Annotated in this window: 18 protein-coding genes; 10 read left to right on the top strand and 8 right to left on the bottom strand. The window is 56.4% G+C overall.

All coding sequences use genetic code 11. The features are described from left to right. Positions 1–186: 186 nt before the first annotated feature. Entirely contained in the window at positions 187–1,950 is a 1,764-nt protein-coding gene (locus tag HNI00_RS19980) for a ribonuclease J (protein WP_316788833.1), read from the top strand. Between the two features lie 173 nt (positions 1,951–2,123). Here HNI00_RS19980 and HNI00_RS19975 read toward each other — a convergent pair whose 3' ends face one another. After that, on the bottom strand, positions 2,124–2,270 hold the full coding sequence (locus HNI00_RS19975; protein WP_297077870.1) for a hypothetical protein: 147 nt from the start codon (positions 2,268–2,270) through the stop codon (positions 2,124–2,126). A 144-nt stretch (positions 2,271–2,414) separates the two neighbouring features. Further along, positions 2,415–5,087 (bottom strand): M1 family aminopeptidase, encoded by a 2,673-nt coding sequence (locus HNI00_RS19970; protein WP_316788829.1) that lies wholly within the window; start codon positions 5,085–5,087, stop codon positions 2,415–2,417. A 928-nt stretch (positions 5,088–6,015) separates the two neighbouring features. Between HNI00_RS19970 and HNI00_RS19965 the strand changes: the two genes are divergently transcribed. Beyond that, entirely contained in the window at positions 6,016–8,223 is a 2,208-nt protein-coding gene (locus HNI00_RS19965) for a CHASE2 domain-containing protein (protein WP_316788826.1), read from the top strand. 12 nt (positions 8,224–8,235) lie between these two features. On the opposite strand, the gene HNI00_RS19960 is transcribed toward HNI00_RS19965, so the two are convergent. After that, the gene (locus HNI00_RS19960; protein WP_316788823.1) at positions 8,236–9,537 is read right to left on the bottom strand and encodes an FAD-binding oxidoreductase; all 1,302 of its coding nucleotides are present in this window, start codon (positions 9,535–9,537) and stop codon (positions 8,236–8,238) included. 198 nt (positions 9,538–9,735) lie between these two features. On the opposite strand from HNI00_RS19960, the gene HNI00_RS19955 reads away from it, so the two are divergent. Then, positions 9,736–10,590: a hypothetical protein gene (locus HNI00_RS19955; protein ID WP_316788820.1), complete on the top strand. Its 855-nt coding sequence runs from the start codon at positions 9,736–9,738 to the stop codon at positions 10,588–10,590. Positions 10,591–10,719: 129 nt separating this feature from the next. Here HNI00_RS19955 and HNI00_RS19950 read toward each other — a convergent pair whose 3' ends face one another. Next, complete coding sequence (locus HNI00_RS19950) at positions 10,720–11,388, bottom strand: response regulator transcription factor (RefSeq protein WP_297077857.1); 669 nt, start codon at positions 11,386–11,388, stop codon at positions 10,720–10,722. A gap of 591 nt (positions 11,389–11,979) precedes the next feature. On the opposite strand from HNI00_RS19950, the gene HNI00_RS19945 reads away from it, so the two are divergent. Then, complete coding sequence (locus HNI00_RS19945) at positions 11,980–13,398, top strand: NADP-dependent isocitrate dehydrogenase (protein ID WP_316788817.1); 1,419 nt, start codon at positions 11,980–11,982, stop codon at positions 13,396–13,398. Between the two features lie 212 nt (positions 13,399–13,610). Here the strand turns inward: HNI00_RS19945 and HNI00_RS19940 are convergent, their stop codons facing one another. Further along, positions 13,611–14,834 (bottom strand): hypothetical protein, encoded by a 1,224-nt coding sequence (locus HNI00_RS19940; RefSeq protein WP_316788815.1) that lies wholly within the window; start codon positions 14,832–14,834, stop codon positions 13,611–13,613. A 636-nt stretch (positions 14,835–15,470) separates the two neighbouring features. On the opposite strand from HNI00_RS19940, the gene HNI00_RS19935 reads away from it, so the two are divergent. Beyond that, positions 15,471–15,794 (top strand): TatA/E family twin arginine-targeting protein translocase, encoded by a 324-nt coding sequence (locus tag HNI00_RS19935; protein WP_297077851.1) that lies wholly within the window; start codon positions 15,471–15,473, stop codon positions 15,792–15,794. Positions 15,795–15,797: 3 nt separating this feature from the next. After that, a complete protein-coding gene (gene pth / locus HNI00_RS19930) occupies positions 15,798–16,427 on the top strand; it encodes an aminoacyl-tRNA hydrolase (RefSeq protein ID WP_316788811.1) in 630 nt (209 codons plus the stop codon). Positions 16,428–16,583: 156 nt separating this feature from the next. Here pth and HNI00_RS19925 read toward each other — a convergent pair whose 3' ends face one another. Continuing rightward, positions 16,584–16,772: a hypothetical protein gene (locus HNI00_RS19925; RefSeq protein WP_316788809.1), complete on the bottom strand. Its 189-nt coding sequence runs from the start codon at positions 16,770–16,772 to the stop codon at positions 16,584–16,586. Between the two features lie 366 nt (positions 16,773–17,138). Here HNI00_RS19925 and HNI00_RS19920 point away from each other — a divergent pair, with 366 nt between their 5' ends. The 4 genes from HNI00_RS19920 to HNI00_RS19905 are packed head-to-tail and all read left to right on the top strand — an operon-like array spanning position 17,139 to position 19,574. Beyond that, complete coding sequence (locus tag HNI00_RS19920; protein WP_316788807.1) at positions 17,139–17,321, top strand: hypothetical protein; 183 nt, start codon at positions 17,139–17,141, stop codon at positions 17,319–17,321. Positions 17,322–17,369: 48 nt separating this feature from the next. Further along, entirely contained in the window at positions 17,370–17,945 is a 576-nt protein-coding gene (def, locus tag HNI00_RS19915) for a peptide deformylase (protein ID WP_172354727.1), read from the top strand. A gap of 52 nt (positions 17,946–17,997) precedes the next feature. Continuing rightward, positions 17,998–18,192 carry a hypothetical protein gene (locus HNI00_RS19910; RefSeq protein ID WP_172358839.1) on the top strand — a complete coding sequence of 65 codons (195 nt, stop codon included), beginning with the start codon at positions 17,998–18,000 and terminating at the stop codon, positions 18,190–18,192. After that, the gene (locus HNI00_RS19905; RefSeq protein WP_316788803.1) at positions 18,189–19,574 is read left to right on the top strand and encodes a PrsW family glutamic-type intramembrane protease; all 1,386 of its coding nucleotides are present in this window, start codon (positions 18,189–18,191) and stop codon (positions 19,572–19,574) included. Before HNI00_RS19910 ends, HNI00_RS19905 begins: the two co-directional genes overlap by 4 nt. A gap of 125 nt (positions 19,575–19,699) precedes the next feature. Here HNI00_RS19905 and HNI00_RS19900 read toward each other — a convergent pair whose 3' ends face one another. Together HNI00_RS19900 and HNI00_RS19895 are read right to left on the bottom strand one after the other, a co-directional pair. Beyond that, positions 19,700–20,344, bottom strand: a complete 645-nt coding sequence (locus HNI00_RS19900) for a hypothetical protein (RefSeq protein WP_316788801.1) — start codon at positions 20,342–20,344, stop codon at positions 19,700–19,702. 251 nt (positions 20,345–20,595) lie between these two features. Next, positions 20,596–22,212, bottom strand: coding sequence for a CHAT domain-containing protein (locus HNI00_RS19895; protein WP_316788800.1), 1,617 nt, complete (start codon positions 22,210–22,212; stop codon positions 20,596–20,598). Positions 22,213–22,590: the final 378 nt, after the last annotated feature.

Below are 22,590 nucleotides of genomic sequence, written 5' to 3'. Positions count from 1 at the left end.
TTATTTATATAGAGGCGATCGCTTGGAGGCAGCTTCTCTTCAATTTTTAAGGAATCTCAGGTTTTTGATAAATCTGAGAGAGGCTTCAAAGCTACGTTCGACTGTCGCTACCTTTTTGTCAATTTTTCCAATTCTTTTTTGTCAATTCTCTAAAGTTTCAAATCCAAACCTAGATCAAGGACCTACATGAGTCAAAACGACCAAAACTCCGCCCTCAAAATTATCCCTTTGGGAGGGCTGCATGAAATTGGTAAAAACACCTGCGTGTTTGAATATGCCGATGAAATTGTGTTGCTAGATGCAGGTCTGGCCTTTCCCACCGATGGAATGCACGGCGTAAATATCGTGCTGCCTGACACCACTTACCTGCGCGAAAATCGCCAGAAAATCAAGGGCATGATTGTCACGCATGGACACGAAGATCACATCGGCGGCATTCCCTTTCATCTCAAGCAGTTTGACATTCCGGTAATGTACGGGCCACGTCTGGCAATGGCGCTGCTAGAAGACAAGCTGGAAGAAGCAGGGGTTGCCGATCGCACGGAACTACGCACCGTTCGCCCCCGTGAAATGGTGCGGATTGGCAAATATTTCCTGGTAGAGTATATCCGCAATACCCACTCCATTGCGGATAGTTTCAGCGTGGCAATTCACACCCCCTTGGGCGTTGTGATTCATACCGGAGACTTCAAATTTGATCATACGCCTGTGGATGGCGAATACTTCGATATTCAGCGTCTTGCAGAGCATGGCGAGAAGGGTGTCCTGTGTCTAATTAGCGACTCGACCAACTCAGAAGTGCCCGGACACACTCCATCTGAACGCTCCGTCTTTCCCAATCTCGATCGCTACTTTAGTCAGGCAAAGGGACGGCTGATTGTCACCACCTTTGCTTCGTCGGTGCATCGGGTCAACATGATTTTGGAACTGGCGAAAAAACACGGGCGCGTCGTGTCGGTGCTGGGACGCTCGATGCTCAACGTCATTGCCCACGCCCGAAAACTGGGCTATATCAAGTGCGAGGACGATTTGTTCGTGCCGCTCAATATGGCCAACAAAATGCCCGATGAGAACGTGCTGATTTTGAGTACGGGGTCTCAAGGTGAGCCGATGGCTGCGATGACCCGGATTGCCAATCGGGAGCACAAGCAGATCCAGATCCGCAAAGGGGATACGGTGATCTTTTCGGCGAACCCGATTCCTGGCAACACCATCGCTGTCGTCAACACGATTGACAAGCTGATGATGCAGGGGGCAAACGTGATTTATGGCCGTGACAAGGGCATCCACGTTTCGGGACACGGCGCACAGGAAGACCAGAAGCTCATGCTGGCGCTGACGCGACCGAAATTCTTCCTGCCCGTTCATGGCGAACATCGAATGCTCGTTAAGCACGCGGAAACCGCCCAGAGCATGGGCATTCCCGCCGAGAATATGGTGATTATTGACAATGGGGATGTGGTGGAACTGACCCAAGACAGCATTCGGGTAGCGGGTAAAGTGCCGTCGGGAATCGAACTGGTGGATTCTTCACGCTCTGGCGTGGTGCATCAGCGTGTGCTGAAAGAGCGGCAGCAGCTTGCCGAAGATGGCGTGGTGACGATCGCCGCGACGATTGGCTGGAATGGTGAGTTGGTGTCTGTCCCTGCAATCCACCTGCGGGGGGTCGTGACTTCCGTGGAGAAATCTCGGCTGGAGCGCTCTGTGGTGCAAACCTTAGAAACCGTGCTGAGCGATCGCTGGAAAGAGGTGACTCACAATTTTGGCGACGGAGAAATTGACGTGGATTGGACGAAGCTACAGGCGACCCTGGAAGCCGAACTGCGCCGGCAGCTGCGCCGCGAGTTTCAACGGAGTCCGCTACTGGTGTTTTTAATGCAAACGCCAATTAAGCCCGTTTCAGTGTCCAACGGCACTCGTCGGCTAGAGGCAGAAAAGGTGGCTTCTTAGTGGCTTCTTATCTTAGTGGCTTCTTAGACGACAAGCGACTAGACGGCGGATAAGTTCATAGATCAAGCAAGACAAAGAGGGACACAGCCTATCAACTGCGTCCCTCTTTTGCTTGACAGAGATTAACCCTAGCAGATTGGGCAGATGCACTCAACTCAAAAATCTTGAGCGCTCTACCCAGCGGGCTTAACCACGATCCAGCGACCCGTCTGTGGATCGCGATAGGTTGTGAATGGGTTGGTTTTCAGGCTTTTTGGGCGATCGCCCGACGACTCGATCAGCGTAGCGGGCTGTGCAAACGGCGGGTTCTGGTTCTCCATAACGACGCACCCCAGAAGGCTTATTTAGGCGGGACTCTTAACCTAGATGAACGCCATTATAGGCAGCCCATTTTGCAGGTGGAAGCAGGGGAAAACCCCATATTTTCAAAATTCCAGACAATGGCTTCAAAGTGAAAACCGAGGCTATCCCTTCGCCGCCTTTGCCTCCAAACTTTCCAGACGGCTCTTGAGCGTTTGATTATCCTTTTTGAGCTGATCCAGCTCTTGTTGAAGTTTCTTTACAGCCTGATCCTGACCCGCATTTTTCATCACCCGCTGTACTGCTTCTTCGGCAATACGGCGGACGCGACCATCGGGGGTGCGGTCTGCAAGCGATTGCAGCACTGTAGCAGCGCGGGTGGTTTGCATTTGCCCCAAGGCCATCACCACGGACACCTGGGTCAAAAAGAACGACTCATCCGATAACTCCCGCAGCCGATCGAGAATGCGCTCGACCTGGGGTTTTTCTTGCCCAAGGGACACCGCCCCCAGCGCCCGAATTGCGGCCAGTCGAAGGGCTTGGGGTGTGCCCATCGCCGTGTAGTCCAAAATTAGCTCCAGCGCCGCTGCCGATTCTTTCAGCTTGCTCAAGCCGCCGATGGCCCCACTGCGAACCGTTTCGTTCCACCCGGCGCGGGTGTCCAGCACCTCTCGAAACAGCTTGATTACCTTTTCTTCTTTGGACTTGCCGTTGAGCGGGCTGGCAGCCACCGTGCCGAGCGATCGCAGCGCTGCGGCCTCTACGTAGTAGCTGGGGTCGCCCTTTTCGGCCACGGTCTTAATTGCCTTATAGCTCTCCTGGGTTTTTATCTGGGCTAGCGCTTCGACGACCGACCGCCGCACTCGCGCATCGGCATCCTTTAACCCTTCTAGCAGTGCTTCTAGCGATTGATCCAGCTTGATTGAAGCCAGTTCTGCGGCCACCTCTGCCCGCACGCCCCAAAACGGATCGTGCGCTAGGGCGTGACCCAGGGCTTTCACGGCTTCCAGGTTGCCTTTTTTGGCAAGGGCGATCGCCGCATAGATCCGAGAAACCGGGTCAGGATCATGCTTCAACTGCGCTTTTAGCTCTGCCACGCCATAGTCCAGCGTCACCTCTTTCAAAACGTGATTGCCGACATCAAAGCTGACGAACTGCGGCTTTTCGTCGAGCGGAAAATAGAAGGACTGTTCTCGCTCATGAATCCGCACGGTGAAGGTTTTGAGCGTCGCTGAGGGCTTGGCCGCCTTGTCCTTACCTTTGCCCTCTTCCTCTTTGGCATAGCCAAAGCCAATGGGAATTTTCAGGTCAAACAGGTCACTTCTAAGATCGGTATCGCCATCGGTTGCCTGGGTTTGCACCACCGTCACCTTTGCCAGCTTGCTGTCGCCATCCCAGCTATAGGACACTTTGTAGTCGGGATGTCCGCCGCGATAGACATACTGATCAAACAGAAATTGCAAATTCCGCCCGGTCGCCTTTTCGATCGCCCGCAGCAGGTCAACCGTTTCCACCGTTTTGTGGGCATTGTCGTTGACAAAGGTATGAACCGCATCGAAGAATTCTTCATCGCCCAACTCCCGGCGGATCATGTGATACACGCAGGAGCCTTTTTCGTACAGGTGGCGATCGTATAGCTCGATCGCCTCCCGATAAACGTGGGTCACAATCGGGCGACGATAGCGGCTACTGTCTTCAGATATATAGCTGCGGGCCTCATTCAGCCGATAGTAGGCGGCATCGTCGGCGGTGTATTCATGCTCCGTCCACAGCACTTCGGAATAGGAGGCCATGCCCTCTTTGATCCAGGCGTGGCTCCAGTGCTTAATCACCACCAAATCTCCAAACCACTGGTGGGCCAGTTCGTGCGCCACAAGCGCCTCGGTGCTGCGGTTGTCTAGGGCGGCGCGTTCGTCAATCAGGCAGCGATCGGTCAGCAGCGTGGTGGATGTATTTTCCATCCCGCCAAAGATGAAGTCATCGACACAGACCTGGGCGTATTTGGGGAAGGGGTAGGCGTAGCCGAAGGTCTGGCTAAAGAACTCAATCATTTGGGGTGTTTTGCCCATGCTGCGGCGGGCATCGTCCTCCCGTCCTTTTTCTACGTAATAGGTGACGGGTTTGCCGTGCCACTCGTCACGCAATTCGGCAAAGTCACCCACCGCCAGCGTCATCAGGTAGGTGGGATGCACCTCTTTTTGGAACCAGTGGTAGATCTTGCTGTCTCCATCCTCGATGGTCTCCAGCAGTTCGCCGTTGGAAATTGCCAACAGGTGTTTTGGTACACGCACGCGGATTTCGCTAGTGGCGAGTTGCCCCGGATAGTCGAAACAGGGAAACCAGAAGCGCGAGTCTTCGTCTTCACCCTGAGTCCACACCTGCACAGGCTTTTGGGGATAGTGCTGGTCGGGTGCGATGAAGTAGAGTCCGCGCTGGGGGTGGTCGTTGCTGTAGGTGATTTCTAGCGTGATGGGTTTGCCGGAGCGGGTGGGGTCTTTGAGAGAAACCTGGAGTTGTTCGCCGTCGTAGTCAAAGTGCAGCTTGTGCTTGCCTGCTTTGACGGAATGAATGTCTAGCTTGACCGCATCCAGCGTCAGCCGCTCAATGCCGTTTCGCACCGGGTTGAGCCGAATGGCGCAGGTGCCGCTGTAGCGCTGGTGGGCGAGGTCGAGATCCAGATCTAGGGCAATATGCTCGACCTGACCGGGGCGATCGGGGTTGTAATGAGGGCGGGCACCGGGCAACTCGAAAGAGCGGTAGCCATTATTATCTAGAGCGGTGGCGTAGACAGATTGGTAGACAGACTGATGGATCGTGCGGCGAGAGGACTGAGACATGCAATCAACCTGGAAAATGCAACGACGAGGGTGTGAGGGAAGCGGGACTGGGCAAGGACGGGGCAAATTCGGGGCAAATTTAATTCGAGACAGACTATCAGGATGGCATCTGACGTGGCAATAGGAGGAAGCAATGGGAGGAGGCAATGGAAGGAAGCAATGGAAGGAGGCATTGGGAGGAGCAGAAGCGCTTGCGATCGGGCGCATCCCAGTTCTGCAAGTTTGCCCTCATCCTCCAGCCCCTTCTCCCAAAGCGGGAGAAGGTGAGCCGGATTGGAAGTCCCTCTGCCGCCTTGGGATAGGACTTTAGGGTGAGGGTTACAAAAGTGGGATGCACTCCCTGCGATCGCCCCACCTGGCATCCCCCTGCTGACGTTCTGCTGAGGCTCTGCATCCCTTCTGCTGAGGCTCTGCCAGACCTTTGCCAACAAGACGAGCGATCGCAGCTTGGAAGGCAAGTCTAGAAGCTCAAATCTGAAAACCAGATCAGGGAAACCCATTGGCAAGGCAGATTGGGGAGGCAAATCCCGCAAAGCAGCCCTACGCACAGATGAAGTCCGTATGGGTTGATATCCGTATGGGTTGATACGGAGGCCAGCGAAAGCCATTGGCACAGATTGGCGGCAGGCAGTGTCCGTAGTTTCCACGCCCTTGCCTGACCCGAAATGTCTTCAGGCTCGTCCAGTCTATTGCTTAGATTAGCGCGGGAAACCAGTGATGAGATCGTTTCGCAGCTACGGAGTATAGCTGTTGATTCGTCAAGGGGGCGATCGCCCTTCATTACTCCTTCACATTTTTCTGCGAATGCTGACAAATTTTTTACCAAAATTCTGGCGATTTCCAGGGGATCGCAGGGCACTTTAAAGTCTGAAATGGTGCATCCCCCGCAATCAGACTGCATTCTGCCCCATCTGCTGATCTAAGTGCAATGTTGCTGCGTCAAGCAAACCGTCTGAAGTCAAAATCGTTGTCTAACCTCCAGCGGGGCAGCCATCGGCTGTGGCGAGAGCGGCGTATCTGGCTGACGGCGATCGCCGTGGCAGGTGGCGTATTGGGGCTGCGCTGGCTGGGTGGGCTGCAATTTTTGGAACTGGCAGCGCTGGATCGCGCCTTTCGCCTGCGTCCGGCCGATCCCGTGGATGAGCGCATCGTCATCGTCGGCATTAATGACATCGACATTCAAAACCTGCGCGACTGGCCCATTTCCGATCGGGTGATGGCGGATTTGCTCCAAAAAATTAAATCCTACCAACCCCGCGCCATTGGGCTGGACATCTACCGCGAATTTTCGGTAGGCGAGGGCGGCGACGAACTCAAGGCGGTGTTTCGCACCACGCCAAATCTCATCGGCATCGAGAAAATCGCTGACTCGACGAGTCCGGGTGTAGAGCCGCCCAAACTGCTGAAGCAAGCAGGGCAAGTGGGGTTTAACAATGTCGTGACCGATAGCGACAACCGGGTGCGGCGGGTAATTCTGTATTGGGGCGTAAACGGCGAACTGCGCCGCAGTTTTGCGCTGAAGCTGGCGCTTTTGTACCTGCAAGACTGGGGCATCAATACCCAGCCTGCGCCTGACAATCCTGCTGAGGTGAAGTTGGGGCAGTCGGTGTTGCGGCGACTGGGTCGCAACGATGGGGGCTATGTGCGGGCAGACGATGGCGGCTATCAAATTCTGGCGAACACGCGCAGCTCTAGCTACCGCACGGTGTCGCTGACTGAAGTGCTAAATGGCGAGGTCGATCCGGCGCTGATGCGCGATCGCATCGTTTTGATTGGCTCCACCGCCGAAAGCCTGAATGATTTCTTTTTCAACTCCTACAGCCGGGAAATGAACGGCACCGTGCAGCGCATTCCTGGAGTAGCGCTCCACGCCAACTTCATCAGCCAACTGCTGGATGCGGCGCTGTATGGGCGATCGCCCTTGCAGGTTTGGCTCTCTCCGGTGGAATGGATCTGGATTTTGGGCTGGTCGCTGGTGGGTGCGGTTGTAAGCTGGCGATTTCGCCACCCGGCAAAGCTGGCTATTTCCTTACTGGGAACCAGCAGCTTTCTGTTAGGGAGCTGCTACCTGGCCTTTCTTCAGGGGTGGTGGATTCCGCTAGTGCCGCCGCTGCTGGCGCTGGTTGGGTCTAGCGGCGTGATTACGAGCTACATTGCCTACCTCAAAGAGGAACTCAAAAAATCCAAAGAGTTTCTCAGTTCGGTCATTCATATGATTCCCGATCCGGTGTTTGTCAAAGATCGGCAGGGGCGGTGGATTGTGCTAAACGAAGCCTTCTGCCGCTTTGTGGGCTATCCGCTCGAAACACTGCTCGACAAAACCGACCACGACATTTTCCCGCCCCATCAGGCCAATTTCCTACGGCAGCATGATGAGAGCGTGTTTGAAACAGGGTTGGACAGCGAGAGCGAGGAAGAATTTACCAGCGCCGATGGAGCGCATTATCTAACGGCAACCAAGCGATCGCTCCACAAAGACGCTGCGGGTAATACCTTCCTGGTGGGCGTGATTCGAGACATCACCCAGCGCAAGCAGATGGAAGAAGAACTGCGCCGCACCGCTGCGGAATTGGTGCGCTCCAACGCTGAGCTAAAACAGGCGCAATACCACCTGCAACACCTGGCCTATCACGACAGCCTGACGGGATTGCCCAATCGCCAGCTATTGTGCGATCGCCTCTTGCAATCGCTCCTCTGGGCGCAAGAACACGACCAGCTTGTTGCGGTGCTGTTCCTGGATCTGGACGGCTTTAAGCACATCAACGACACCTACGGCCACGCAATGGGCAATCTGCTGCTCAAAGCCGTAGCTCAGCGCCTCTCTCGCTGCTTGCGGAATAGCGACACCGTAGCCCGGTTTGGCGGCGACGAATTTGTAGTGCTGCTGCCGGCCATTCCCCATGTGCAAGACGTGACCCGCGTTGCCGAAAAGATTCTCGATACGCTATCCCAAAGCTTTGCGCTAGAAGGTGAGTCAATTCTTGTCACCACGAGCATCGGCATCAGCCTCTATCCCACCCACGGCGACGACCCCGAAACCTTGCTCAAGCAAGCAGACCTGGCCATGTATCAGGCTAAGCAGGCTGGCAAGCGGCAGTATGCGCTGCCTGTAGAGGTGGAGAAGAGAGCGTCCTAAGGTTGTGAGAAATCAAATACCGCCGACAAACCGCCCCGGACTCAGCAGCCTGTCTGGATCGAACTGCTGCTTAATGCCGCGCATCAGCCCAAGAGCGTTGCCGGGATAGCCCCACCCGTCGATCTGCTGTTTCAGGTCAACAGGGGCGGCCAGGAGGGAGAGGAAGCCACCCTGGGCTTCGCAGAGACGGCGCAGATCCAGCAGGTGGCTGGTGCTGGGCGGATCAGCGAACCGGAGCAGCCCCAAACCGCTGCCTGCGTGAATCGTGCCGTAGGACAGCGAGGGAAACTGGTCGGCAATTTTTTCCAGGGTTGCGGCGGCCTGATTGGGCAAGACTCCGATTTTGCAAGTGAGGGAAGGAGCGGTCTCCCACAGGGCTTGCAATGTTTGCCACAAGGATGCCTCAGCAGCGTCGGTGTAGGTGGACTCGACGAGAGCGGCGGCCTGGGCAAACTGGCGGAACTGGGTGGCCTGGGCATCTAGCGAAACGGCAAGACCCTGAAACTGCACCACTAGCCCCAGCCCTGCATGACCGAGGTGCTGCATAGCGACTGGGGCAACCAGTTCCACGGCAACTGGCGCAAGCGCAGAGGAGAGGAGTGCCTGGGTAACGCGGGCGATCGCCTCTCGTTCTCCTGCTAGCACCAGCGTTTTCGAGGCTTCGGGCAAGGGATAGACGCGAAAGGTGACTTCTGTAAGGATGCCCAGCGTGCCCCAGGAGCCTGTGAACAGCTTCATCAGATCATAGCCTGCCACGTTTTTCACCACGCGCCCGCCGGCCCTGGCGATTTCGCCATCCGCCCGCACCAAGGTCACGCCGATTAGCAAATCTCGCACGCCGCCGTAGCGATGGCGCAGGGAGCCGCTATCGGCTGTGGCAATGATGCCGCCGAGGGTGGCTGCGTCGCCATAGGACGGGTTGAGCGGCAAAAACTGGTTTTGTCGAGCTAGGTGTGCCTGCAAGTCGGCCAGCCGCATTCCGGCCTGCGCGGTAACCGTGAGATCCCCGGCTGCATGGTCGATCAGCTGGTTCATCCGGGCCGTGCTGATGCCGACCTGTATGCTGTCTGATACGCCGCCCCAGTGCAGCTTGGTGCCTGTGCCAAAGGGGAGCGATCGCCCTTTTTGCGCGTTCAATGCTTTCACCACAGCGGCAAGCTGGGCGGGCGAATCTGGCTCCACAATGCATTCGGGTATGCCACCAGGGGCGATCGCCTGAGACAGTTGCGCCTTCAGTGCTGGCGCGACCGTTTCCCAAACCGAGAGTTGCTCAGCGCCGACCAGAGATTGGAGACTGGGGACAAATTTGCTCATAAAATCCAGGTAACAGATCCAGGAAATGCTTCATGATCAGGCCATGCAAACGACCCGCTGACCATCCTCCCATGAGGGGTCGTTTTTGCAGCGTCAGTTTTTTTCAGGGCAAGTCCAACCCCGCTCCTTTTCTCATGAATTGCGTCTACAGGTTTGCCATCCAGGACTGAGAGCGTAATTCTGACTATGACTCGTGCCATGACTCATGACGTTGCCAGCCCAGTGACTCAGCCGCCCCTGCTCAAAGATGAGATTCAGCAAGCTTTTATTATTGCGTATCGGGAAGAGACTGAGCCGCTAGAGCAAGCGCTGGCCAATGAAGGCTGGCAGGTCAAGCTATTTCGCAATGAGCGATCGCCCGACTCCTCCTGTGCCGCCATCTATTGCTGCATGATGAACCACCGTCGAGCCTGGGTGCAGGCGGCGGCAGAACCCCGGCCGACCCTAATCGTCGAAGCGGATTTTGTGCCCGTGGTTGGGATGTCGTCTCTGCCGCTGCCGATGGATCTGTCTCAGCCCTCCACCGGACTCTGCTGGCTTTACACCTGCGCGGCACAGGTCTATAGCCTCAGTCCTGACGGCTTTGCGGAGGGATTTTCGACCTCGCTAGTGGCCTACGTCGTCACGCCTGCTGCCGCCCGCTGCCTTTGTGGCCTGGCTGACTGGGTGCATGAGCATCACGGCACGGGCTATTTCAATTTCGACTCCGAGGTGGATAAATACCTGCGATCGCACGGCTTCAAAAACTACATCAGCTTTCGCAACTATGGCGAACACGGCGGCATCCCCAACCCAGAGCATCGTCAGCATGGTATCAGCGGCATCCACCGCGCCGACGTGCTGGCCGGGCCGCTAGCCTTTCGCCCCCTCTACGCCGGAACCGGACACCAGTGGCGATCGCGCTATCTCTGGATTCGCCTCAACGCCCGCCTCAAAGGGATCGGGCGGCTTCTGCTGGGGCGTTTTCTCCGACCCAAGATCCTCCGCAAAGCCAGCGCCCCAGGACGAATGCTGCAATGGGCGATCGCCCGTCAACTCATCCGGCGGCTTTGAGGGAAGCGTGGCGCAGTAGCGAGTCTTTAGAAGGAGCGCAGGAGAGAGTGGAATTGGCACGAGCGTTCTAAAAACTCGCTTCTAATCCTCTGTTCTAATCCTCTCTAATCCTCTGTCGCTCTTCCGTTATCACTCTTCCGTGGATTCCGGCGGCCGATATCCCCGCTCATAGGCATAGCGGATTAGCTGCGAGCGGTTTTCTAGCTCCAGCTTGCTGAGAATATTGCTGAGATGGGTCTGCACCGTGCGCGGGCTGACGAAGAGACGCTCGCCAATTTGCTTGTTGGTATAGCCCTGGATCACTTCAGCAAACACCTTTTCCTCCGCTGGCGTGAGGGGAAGCGGGGTCGGCGTAGCAGGGCGATCGCCCGCCGCAGCACTGACGCTGACCGACTGCTGCATCAGCCGCACAATTTCGGAGTGAATCCGGCGCGATCGCTCCAGTTGGGCCTCGATCTTGGCGACTAGCTCCTTCGGCTCGAAGGGCTTTGCCAGATAGTCGTCTGCGCCCATCTGGTGGCCCTGCACCCGGTCGTCCACTTCCTTGCGGCTAGAGAGAAAGATAAAAGGCACGAGTTGCCCCGTGCGGCTGGCCCGCAGGCGGCGACAAAACTCCAGCCCGTCCATCTCTGGCATTAGCACATCCGAAACCACCAGATCGGGCGGATGCTGCTCAAACAAGGTCAACCCTTCCAGCCCAGACCGGGCTTCTTGCACCAAGTAGCCCTGATTTTGCAAGTATCGGGTGAGCGCTGTCCGCAAGGTGGTGTCGTCATCTACGATCAAAATGCGTTTCATATCAGCTACCCAGTTCCAACCCTGCCAACAGCATCACAGGTTCCTTTTGCATACATCGAGATCTTCTATCGAGCCATCATAGCGGCTGAGACTTGAATTGAGACAGGGTGCGATCGCACTCCCTAGCTCCCGAACTAACCTGCTAATTCTTCTTAAGCAATCCCGTTCAACGGAATAAACTTTTAAGGATGAGTTTTGGGGACGGTCAAGCTTCCTAAGTTTTCCAAATCATTTTTCAAATCAGCGGACATTCAGCAAAATTATCAGATAAATCTGACAAAACAGTGACATCACCCAAAGACATCCTCATCTTTAGGATTTTTTTGCCTTTTTTTGCGGTTGCCCCACCGTTGATTGTCTTAGATGAACAGTTCCTCCGATTCATCTTTGAGAAATTGAGCAATTGCAAGTTTGAGATATCATGCCCCTGGCTCAAAAAACCTGGCACGCTGCCTCAAGGAAGCACTCTTGTCGAGAAACTTTGGAGAAACTGATCCGAAAGCTGCTCACTCTTGGGCATTCTGGCTCTTCTCTCCTCCACTAAACTAGCCAAGAATCGTTGATTTATCACTTAGGAGTCGGCAACGCTCTATGTATGAAAAGATTATTCCCCCAACCGAGGGTTCACGCATCACGTTTGAGAACGGTGAGCCACAGGTTCCTGACAACCCTATCATTCCCTTTATTCGAGGCGACGGCACAGGCGTAGACATTTGGCCTGCGGCTCAGAAGGTGTTTGATGCGGCCGTGGCAAAAGCCTATAGCGGGCAGCGCCAGATTGTCTGGTTCAAGGTGTATGCAGGCGATGAAGCTTGCGAACTCTACGGCACCTATCAATACCTCCCAGAAGATACGCTGGCGGCAATTCGAGAATATGGCGTGGCGATCAAAGGGCCGCTGACTACGCCCGTCGGCGGCGGCATTCGTTCGCTAAACGTTGCCCTGCGGCAAATTTTTGACCTGTACGCCTGCATTCGCCCGTGTAAATACTATGCAGGCACGCCCTCACCCCACAAAACGCCTGAAAAGCTGGATGTGATTATCTATCGGGAAAACACCGAAGATATCTACCTGGGCATTGAATGGAAGCAGGGCAGTGAAGTGGGCGATCGCCTCATCAAGATCCTCAATGAAGACCTGATTCCCGCCACCCCCGAACACGGCAAAAAACGCATCCCCTTGGATTCGGGCATTGGCATCAAGCCCATCAGCAAAACGGGTTCCCAGCGACTCGTGCGCCGCGCCATTCGCCACGCCCTGCGCCTGCCCAAAAATAAGCAGATGGTGACGCTGGTTCACAAGGGCAACATCATGAAATACACCGAAGGCGCATTCCGCGATTGGGGCTACGAACTGGCCACCAGCGAGTTTCGCGCTGAGTGCATCACAGAACGGGAATCCTGGATTTTGGGCAACAAGGAGAAAAATCCCGACCTCAGTATCGAAGACAATGCCCGCATGATCGATCCGGGCTATGACGCGCTGACGGCGGAGAAAAAGGCGCAAATCTGCGACGAGGTACAATCCGTCCTCGATGCCATTTGGGACACCCACGGCAGCGGCCAGTGGAAAGACAAAATTATGGTCAACGACCGCATCGCCGACAGCATCTTTCAGCAAATCCAGACGCGCCCTGATGAATATTCCATCCTGGCGACGATGAACCTAAACGGCGACTATCTCTCTGACGCGGCAGCGGCTGTCGTTGGCGGGCTAGGCATGGGCCCCGGCGCGAACATTGGCGACTCTGCTGCCATCTTCGAGGCGACCCACGGCACCGCGCCCAAGCACGCAGGACTAGACCGCATTAACCCTGGCTCCGTCATCCTCTCTGGGGTGATGATGCTGGAGTATATGGGCTGGCAGGAAGCGGCCGACCTGATTAAGAAAGGCATCGGCGGCGCGATCTCGGCCGGCGAAGTCACCTACGACCTGGCCCGACTGATGGAGCCACCCGTAGAGCCGCTGAAATGTTCTGAGTTTGCCGATGCCATCATCCGCCATTTCTAACAGCGTCCATGAGCGTGTTTTCATGAATGCGTTTTCATGAATGCTTTGTTCGGGACGGCCGACTAATGCAACGAAACTAATGCAACGAAACTAATGCAACGAAATGGTGTGTAGCTGTCCGTTTGCCACACACCATTTCCGCTCAGTTTAATGGACAGGTGAAACAGCGCCGAGGGTTTGGAAGACTTGCAAATCGCTGCCAGAACGGGCGCTTATGGATTCGAGAACGTGTTGAACTCGCCATTGCGAGGCCGGGACGGAGCCGAAAACGGAGCCGCTTCAACCGTAGGGGGCTGAGCAGGCTGTGTGGGAGCCGTATAGAAGTCGCGCCCGTCAAACTGGGGTTGCGGCGGCACTGCGGAGTTGCCGCTTGGGAAGCCCACTGCGCCCGCCCCTGAAATCCCTGAGCCTGAAATGGAGGAATCAGGCACGGGCAAACCGGACGGAAGGGGCGCAGGCGCACCGATCGGTTGACCCAGTGTGCCCGTCGGCAGGGGCTGAACCCCTAATGGCGGCAGGTAGCCCGTGCTGCCCGGTGGTGGCGAGGTGCGGGGCAGATAGGGGCCCGGTAGCGTGGGCGTAGAAAAGGCTGGGGTGAGGGAGGGTTGGCTCAGAGGTTGGGCGGGTTCTCCAGGAATAGGTTGCAGGACGGAGCCGCTGGGAACGGTGGCGGGGATTCTGGGGGAAGTGCCAGATGAACCTGCTGGAGACGGCTCGACTGTAGAAGGTGGGCTGCTGGAGCCTGCCTGACGCTGGAGCGCTGATTCCAGTGGGCTAACGGGGAGAACTGGTTGAGATGGCGTAGAGCCGGGAATAGGGCTGCTCACTGTGCCCACTGTACCCACTGTGCCAGCAGGGGCGATCGCCGGACTCGGCAATATAGAACTGGTCGTGGGCGAAACGGTGATTGTGTTCAGGATTGGGTCTGGCTTGGCTGAACCACTGGACGAGCGGCTGGCTGTGGGGGCAGGGTTCAGCAACAGGAGGTCTGTGGGGGCGATCGCCGACGATGCAGGCAGACTAGAGGCGGAACCTGCTTGGCTCGGCGACTTGAGCGCATCGGGCAGGTCGCTAGGAGAAACGAGCGGCTCCTCTAGCGCCAGAGGTGTTCCCGTTGGAAATCGACGCGCTCCCAGCACGGGCAGGTTGTCAATGTCGATTTGAGCGCGATCGCCCAGGGATCGACCTTGCCCCGTTGGGTTTAACTCAAAGAGACCCGGTGGCAGGGCAATGTTTCCAGACGAGTCGGCACCGAATTCTAGGGGGCGATCGCCTAACCAATCGGACAGCAAAGCAGGACGCTGCCAATAGGCCCAGGCCAACGCCAGCGCCAGCACAGGCACCGCCGCCGACAGCCAGACTCTAGGGCGCAGGAGCAAGCGCGCTCGGCTACGAGAGTAGCGATGGGTTCGAGAAAACCGAATGGGCGAAGGCATAACCCAAAAGACAATAAAAACGGCAAAGGGAAATGACTCAATTTAACGGGGCTTGAACGGGGGCTTGAACGGGGGCTGATGCGCCTACAAGTTGAAAGCTTAAGAATTCTGAAGATAAAAGTACGCCAGTAGTGCGCCAGTAGATTGTCTGATCGGTTTGACATTGCACCAGCTTGAAACGTTACGCCAGCTAAAGAACCGAGCAAGGCAAGCCATAAAAAGACCCCTCGATTCTATCAGCGACCCCCAAAACCGCCATAAACTTAACCAGAGCTTTGTAGTTCCTTCACATAAGGCTTCCTGAAAATCATTTCCTTAAAAAAATTACGGGTTTTGCAAAGAATCGGTGAACTGTGGCCCGCGCCCAATCATTCCAGAATGCCTGCGGGAAGAAGGCAGCACTTTCTGGAAGCGCTATTCTTAAAAGGCGTGAACATATATCCTTAGTATCTGTAGGAAGTATTCGTAGGATCTGTGGATATTGCGGCAGTCTCTAAAGTCCAGACGAAAAAGTCAGACGAAAGTCAAGTGTTTGAAGCCGTCTGATTGCTGCCATGTAAAGGCGCAACGTGGCTATCTACAGGCTGTCTACAGGCTATCTAAGGCATCCAGCGCTGACCGACAGGAGAAACGGCTGTGAACATCTTTGGGATTGGTCTGCCAGAAATGGCGGTGATTATGATTCTGGCGCTGCTGATCTTTGGCCCGAAAAAACTGCCAGAGATTGGGCGCAGCTTGGGCAAGGCGATCAAGGGCTTCCAGGATGCGTCTCGCGAGTTTCAGGAAGAGTTTAAGAAGGAAGCAGAGCAAATCGAGAAAACCATCAGCCAACCGATGGAAGCCAAGCTAGAGCCGCCCGCGCAAAAGGTTCTCTCGGCAACGGAGACGGCTGAGCCGACGGATGCTGAAGTGATCGCGCCCGTCGAAGAAGATGCCGCCAGCCCTTCCCAACCCGGCTAGACGATGGGGGAGTCTCGTGATGTGGCGATCGCCCCTACGCCTCAGCTCATTGTGGGTCTGGGCAATCCGGGCGCTAAGTATGACCGCACCCGGCACAATGTCGGATTTATGCTGGTGGACGAGCTAGCCCGCTCCTGGCAGATCAACCTGGCAGACCACAAAAAATTTCAGGGCATTTTTGGGGAAGGCACTGGCCCGCACCGCGACAAAATTCGACTGCTCAAGCCCCAGACCTACATGAACCTGTCGGGTCAGTCGATTCGTGCGGTGGTGGATTGGTACAAGCTCTCGCCGGAGTCCGTGCTGGTGGTTTACGACGATATGGATTTGCCGCTGGGTCGGCTGCGGTTGCGGCTATCGGGTTCCGCAGGCGGACACAACGGCATGAAGTCCATCATTTCGCACCTAGGCACGCAAAATTTTCCGCGCCTCCGCATCGGTATCGGCAAGCCCAAAACCGCCGCCCCCGAAGACAAAGACACGGTTTCTCATGTGTTAGGGCAGTTTTCCAAGGCGGAAACAGAGGTTTTGACCGAAGTGCTGCGGCTGTGCGAAGCGGCGATCGCCCTCAGTCTCAAGCAAAGCACCGAAAAAGCCATGAGCCTTTATAACAACCGAATTGCGGGCAGCTAGCGGCGAGGGCAGCAGAGATCAGAGGATGGGACTAAATGCCAGACGCTCATGCCAGACGCTCATGCCAGACGCTCATGCCAGACGCTCACGCAAGACGCTCACGCAAGACGCTCACGCAAGACGCGCTATGTCCCGAAACCTGACCTCTGCATTCCGCTATGAGTAGGCGCGATGGGCCAGCCATTCTTCAACGTCAGCCTGAGACTCTAGGGAACTTGCTTCGCCAGAAATCGGGTCATAGACATGCCACAGCACCTTTTGGGTGGTGCGATCGCAGTCTTGCCAGATGCGGGGTTGGAGTGAGGCGAGGGATTCAGCGCTGGGCGCAGTCCATTTAATGTTCATGAAACAGCAGTCCTTCGGAAATCAAAAACGGATCACGAAACCAAGATGCAGCGTGGGTGAAGGGGCAGCATTGCGTCTGGACAGTCGCAGGTTGCCCGCGCAGTGGGCAGAGAACCCTACCAAAGCAAAAACTAACCCGTTGGCAAATAACCCTTAGGGAAGAGGCGATCGCCCCACAGGTGCTAGCCAACTGGTTTCACTGAGAAAATAATACTGTGTCCTCAGATACAGAACAATGCTTTTGGGGAAAATCACCCAGGGAGGTTCACCCAGTCGGATAGACGAGCGTGGGAACCACGAATGTCGTGATGACAAATAGGATTGCAAACAGGGATTGCAAACAGGGATTGCAAACAGGGATTGCAAATGGCTGTACCCGATTGTGCTGAATCCCGCATTGTGCCGAATCCCGCCGAATCATGCCAGATTATGCCGGATTATGCGGATGCGCGGCGGTTTGCTCAGTCGATTCAGCTTGCGTCTGTAAACAATGCTCATGAAACAATGCTCGTTATCCGCGCCGTTCAACGACTCGCACAGGGGGTCTAATATAGAGAAAGATAAACTTATGTCGATGCCGCCTCGTCATTCTCTGCCATGCCTTCTCAAACCACCTCGTCTATTTTTGTCGAAAAGAAAAAGCTGTCGAAGCCGCCGCTGGAGCTACATTACCTGGGCGATCGCGTACTGAGGCAGCCTGCCAAGCGCATTACCAAAGTGGACGACGAGGTGCGCCAACTGGCGCGGCAAATGCTGCAAACCATGTACAGCGAAGACGGCATTGGTCTGGCGGCTCCCCAGGTCGGGGTTCACAAGCAGCTCATTGTGATTGACATTCATCTGGATGAACCCAAGACCCCACCGCTGGTGCTGATCAACCCCAGCATCACGCGCCAGAGCAGCAAAACCTGCGTGATTCAGGAGGGCTGTCTGAGCATTCCGGGCGTATTTCTGGACGTGACTCGCCCAGAAGAGGTTGAGGTGTCCTACAAAGACGAGATGGGCCGCCCGCAAAAGCTGGTGGCCAACGATCTGCTGGCGCGGGTCATTTTGCATGAAATGGATCACCTGAACGGCGTGATGTTTGTAGACCGGGTGGACAACGCCCTGGCGCTGAACCAGGAGCTAAGCAAGAATGGCTTTTCGGTGCAGGCTGTGAAGCCCGTTGCCTGAGATCCGTCTCGATTGACCGCTGCCACCGTCCGCCCATCCCTCCGTCCTTATGATGACTCCCAAAAGCGGCCTGTTTCTTGCAGGCTCCTGTATTGCGGCGATCGCCGCCATTGGTTCCATCTTCGAGCTGACCTCCAAAACTCCCCAACTAGGGACAGCGCCCACGGGCATTATTCTGGCGCTTAGCATTCCTCTAACGGTGCTGCTGTTTTTGGCGGCCGTCCGCGATGCCCGAGCAAACCAGTGACGGACTTTGTGCCCCAGGTCGCCTATCTGCGGCTATGTGCCCCGACGGGCGCAGCCCCGGCAGATGTGGTGTATCCCCTACCGCTGACGCGAGAGGTGCGGCTGGGGCGCGATCCAGACTGCCAAATTGTGGTGGATTCGGCGGCCTATAGCGGGGTTTCCCGGTTTCATGCCTGCATCGAAGCCACGCCTGACCGAGTGGGCTGGCAACTCCGTGACTTGGAAAGCACGAACGGAACTTACCTGAATGGGCGACTCCTGCATCAGGCAGAGCGGCTGCGGGCGGGCGATCGCCTCTCCTTGGGCCAGCGCGGGCCGCAGTTTGTGTTTGAGCTGCGCCCGGTCCAGTCGGCGGATGATGCTTCGATCACGGATGCCCGCCTGATTCCCACTGTGTCGAGCGATTTGCAGGCAGAGGCCGATTTGCTAGACCCGCCGGAAGATGCAGGGCTTGCCGATGAAGGCATCACCGTCAGCCAGTTGTTTCCCATCCTTTCTACTGGAACCGATCTGCTCCAGCGGGCTTACCTAGTGCCGGGAATCATCACCGTCAGCTTTGTAGTGCTGCTGTTTATTGCGGTAGGCAATCCGCCCGTGTTTAATGTCACGCTGGCGACCTATCTGGCGATCGCCGCCTATTACGTGGTCTACCAGCTTTGCGGCAAGCCCAAACCCTTATGGTGGCTGTTGGGGGCGGCGCTGATGATGGTGGTGCTGCTGCTCAGCCCGGTGCTGAACCTGTTTATCTACGTGTTCCAAGACCTGCTGCCCGGAGACATTCCCACCCGGTTTTCTGGCAACTTGCTGGTTTTGCTGGGGCAGATGTTCATTGGGGCAGGGCTGATGGAGGAACTGCTGAAGGCGATTCCGGTGCTGGTGGCCTGCGCGGTGGGGCTGGCGCTGCGATCGCCTTGGCGAGAGCGGTTGGGGGTCTGGGAACCGCTGGATGGTATCTTGCTGGGCACTGCTTCGGCCGTCGGCTTCACGCTGCTGGAAACGCTCGGACAATACGTACCCAGCGTAATTCAGAACGTGAACATGCAGGGAGGCATCGGGCTGGGAGAAGTGTCGGGGCTACAAATTTTGATTGCCCGCGTGCTGGGGTCAATCGCCGGACACATCGCCTATAGCGGTTATTTGGGCTATTTCATCGGTCTCAGCATGTTGAAGCCGGCCCACCGCTGGCGGACTCTGGGAACGGGCTATCTGACGGCCTCTGTGCTGCACGCGCTATGGAACGTCTGCGGCATTTTGAACCTGTCGGCGCTGGCCATCGTCGGCAGCGTGTCCTATGCGTTTCTGATGGCAGCCATTCTCAAAGCCCGCAAACTCTCGCCCACGCGCCGTGAGAACTTTGCCACGCAACTGAGGCGGCGGGGGTAGGAGGGGTTGGCGTATTGGAGCGCTGGAGCGGGCTACCCTGTCGCTCTGCTTCGGTCGCACTCTACGCCTTGAATGGGTCAAACCTTGAATGGGTCAAACCTTGAATGGGTCAAACCTTGAATGGGTCAAACCTTGGATTGGTCAATAATATGGCGGGCGATCGCCAGACTGAGGCGGGCTTGCTCAATGCTGGAGAGGTCTTCCCAGGCTTCGGAGCGCACCGAGCGCAGCGCTCCCTCTAGCAGGTCGTTTTCGCCCTTGTCGCGCATGGCATAGGCGAAAGGACGCGCCAGCACGTACAGATCATCATCGCCCCATTCGGGCAGCACGTCGCGGACGCTGGCAACCAGTTGATCGGCCAGAGAGCTAGAAGAGGCGATCGCCATCTGCGCCTGCTGCACCAGCCGCTCCAGCAGTCCTTGCGGCATCCGGTCGGCAAACCGCTGAAACAGTCCGCTGAAAGAAGCGGTCGTCAGCACGGGTTGAGCCGCATTTTGAGCCGCATTTTGAGCCGCATTTTGAGCCGCATCCACCGTGGCCCACAGTTGGTCAAATTGCGTGGAAAGGGACTGGGCATAGGAATCGAGCATGTCAGTCGGCCAACCCGCTGCCACTTCCTGCTCAAGCTGTTCAAAATAGCTAGATGCGGCAGGGTCTGCCGGATTCCAGGGGTAGGATGCATCCGCATCATCTAATACGACCTGGAGGAGTTCTAGCTCAGCCTGAGACCGAAAGGCAGAAAAGCAGGGACGGGTTGAATCGCTTGCCATGGTTCTTGCTCCTGAATGCGCCGGACGAGTGTTGTCTATGGTTACTTGTATTAAGTGGGTATCGAATGGGTTCGATAGGACTAGCTACAGACTCGGATGGGTCAGTTCCGTAATTGGCTGATAAGGAATTTGAAAATTTTGGCAGCGGGCTAAAGTGGAAATTTTGAAAGAGTATTATCCAGACAAATATAAACACAATAAACCCAGAAAGCCGTACCTGCTCTGGCCAAAGCGTAGCCAGGAGCCAAGCGTCACAGGGACGGGGTGAGGTCATTGGGCACAAATTCTAGCTGAAATGTGCCAAATCGGAGGCGGCTGTGGGGCTTGAGGGCGACCTCTTCCTGATGCACTTTTCGCCACTGGCCCTGCGGTTCCAGCAGAAACGTGCCAAAGCGAGAAAAGTCGCGCAGGACGTAAATCGGCTCTGCGCTGGCCGCCCCAACCGACCCGCGATAGAAAATCTCAGCGTGGCGACGAGAAACGCCGGGAGATTTAATCACCAGGTCATTGCCTTCCAAAAAGCCAACCCGCACCATGCCGCCGTAGATTGGCCAGGTTTGGTGGGGTGGCTCGACAGCGCGGAGGCAGGCAGAGGGAAACGGCACCTCGCCCCAGCTAGAGGGATTTTCGGGAATTTCCGTAACCCCTTCTGTCAGCGGTTTGACCAATTCGCCGTCAAATTCTGGATGCATGTAGAGGACGGGCAGGGTCCAGGCGATCTGGTTGAAGCGGTAGAGGGTCAGCAAGTGCTGGCGGGCGATCGCCACGGCCTCGTCAATGGGCGATCGCTCGGCCAGGGCCCGGGCAAATCGCTGGATAAAGCTGTGGGCTTCGTGTTCGGCAATGCGATCGCGCATCCCCAGCACCGCAGGTACGCCGTGATGAATTAGCACTTCGGCCAGGCTGCTGCGGGGAATGGGGCGATCGCCCTGCATTTCGGGCTGTGCGCCCCAGCAGGCGTTGAACACGGCCAGCTTGATGCGGCAGCGGGTTAGCACCTGCGCCAGTTCCGTCCCGTTCATCGTTGCATCGGGACGCAAGAAGAGCATTCCGCCGTCTGGGCCGGGCATCCCGTGGCCAGAGTAAAACAGCACGTTGTACTGCTTGGTTTCTAGGTGAGACGTGAGTTCGGCGGCGGTCGGCTGCACCAGCGTTGTCACTTCGCAGGGCACAGGCGGCACAAAGCGATGAAACGCTTCTCCCTGAGTGACATCCTGAAGCAGTGCCGTCAGCGCGTCGGCCTCTTGCTGCAACTGGAGTCGAAAGTCGCTGGTGGAGAGGCTGCGATCGGGTTCAGCGTCCTGTCCCTGCACTAGCAAGATCCGCAGCGAGTTTTCCTCACGCAGGGCCGGCAGCGGATCGACTTCGTTGGTGGTGCGGCTAAACAAAAGCTGCTGGCTGAGGGCGATCGCCTGTCGTCCGGGCTGGGGCTGCATGATTTCCCAGGGCAACGCCATTAGCTCAGGGTCACGAATCTCTAGCCGCAGCCGCAGCGATCGCCCCTGTCCCTGGGCAATGCCCTGGCTCTGGGCCAGGCTGTTTTGGATGGAACCGTCAAACAACCACTGCCAGAGACTCACGCCCAAATGCTGCATCAGGCGACCTGCGTAGCCCGGTGTCGGGTCGTCGGGCTGGGGCGGCGGCAACACCACCGCCGGAATCCGGGGAACGGCGGGCAAATCTCGCAGACAAAACATGGACTGCCAGGCCTGCCAGATCTCGGTTAGCTCCGCTGGCCAGGCTCGGTCGTGATGCACGTAACCTGCCTGCGATGGGGCTTGTAGCACCCAAATCGCATAGTGGTCTGCGTCAGCAGCAGTAAGGCGGCGAATCGCAAGCCGCAGGCAGGGGTGATCAGACGAAAGCATGAAACCGAAAGTTTAAATGGCTAATTCAACAAAATCCATGACTGAAACCGAAATGCACCCAACGTTGTGTTGTAGAAGGCAAAGCTGTAAACGGGCGGTCAACGGGTTGAAGTTGGAATCCAAGCCCAACCTTCAAACAAACACACTGAATCAAACAAGAATCAAACAAACACACTGAATACAAACACACTGGAATACAAACACACTGGATATAGTATTCCCAAACCTTTTCCAGGCTTCTGCGCCCCTCAATCGTGCGATCGCCCACCCAGTCAAGGCCATCCTACAAGGTCGATCGTGTAAGGTCGATCGTGACACTGCTGACGCTTATCCAGTGTATCGAGTAATTCACCGGGTTTTTCCTCTTTGTCCCCAGAA

Source organism: Thermoleptolyngbya oregonensis NK1-22, from assembly GCF_032705245.1.
GTDB classification, from domain to species: Bacteria; Cyanobacteriota; Cyanobacteriia; order Elainellales; family Elainellaceae; genus Thermoleptolyngbya; species Thermoleptolyngbya sichuanensis.
This window is presented reverse-complemented; position numbering and strand designations above follow the sequence as displayed.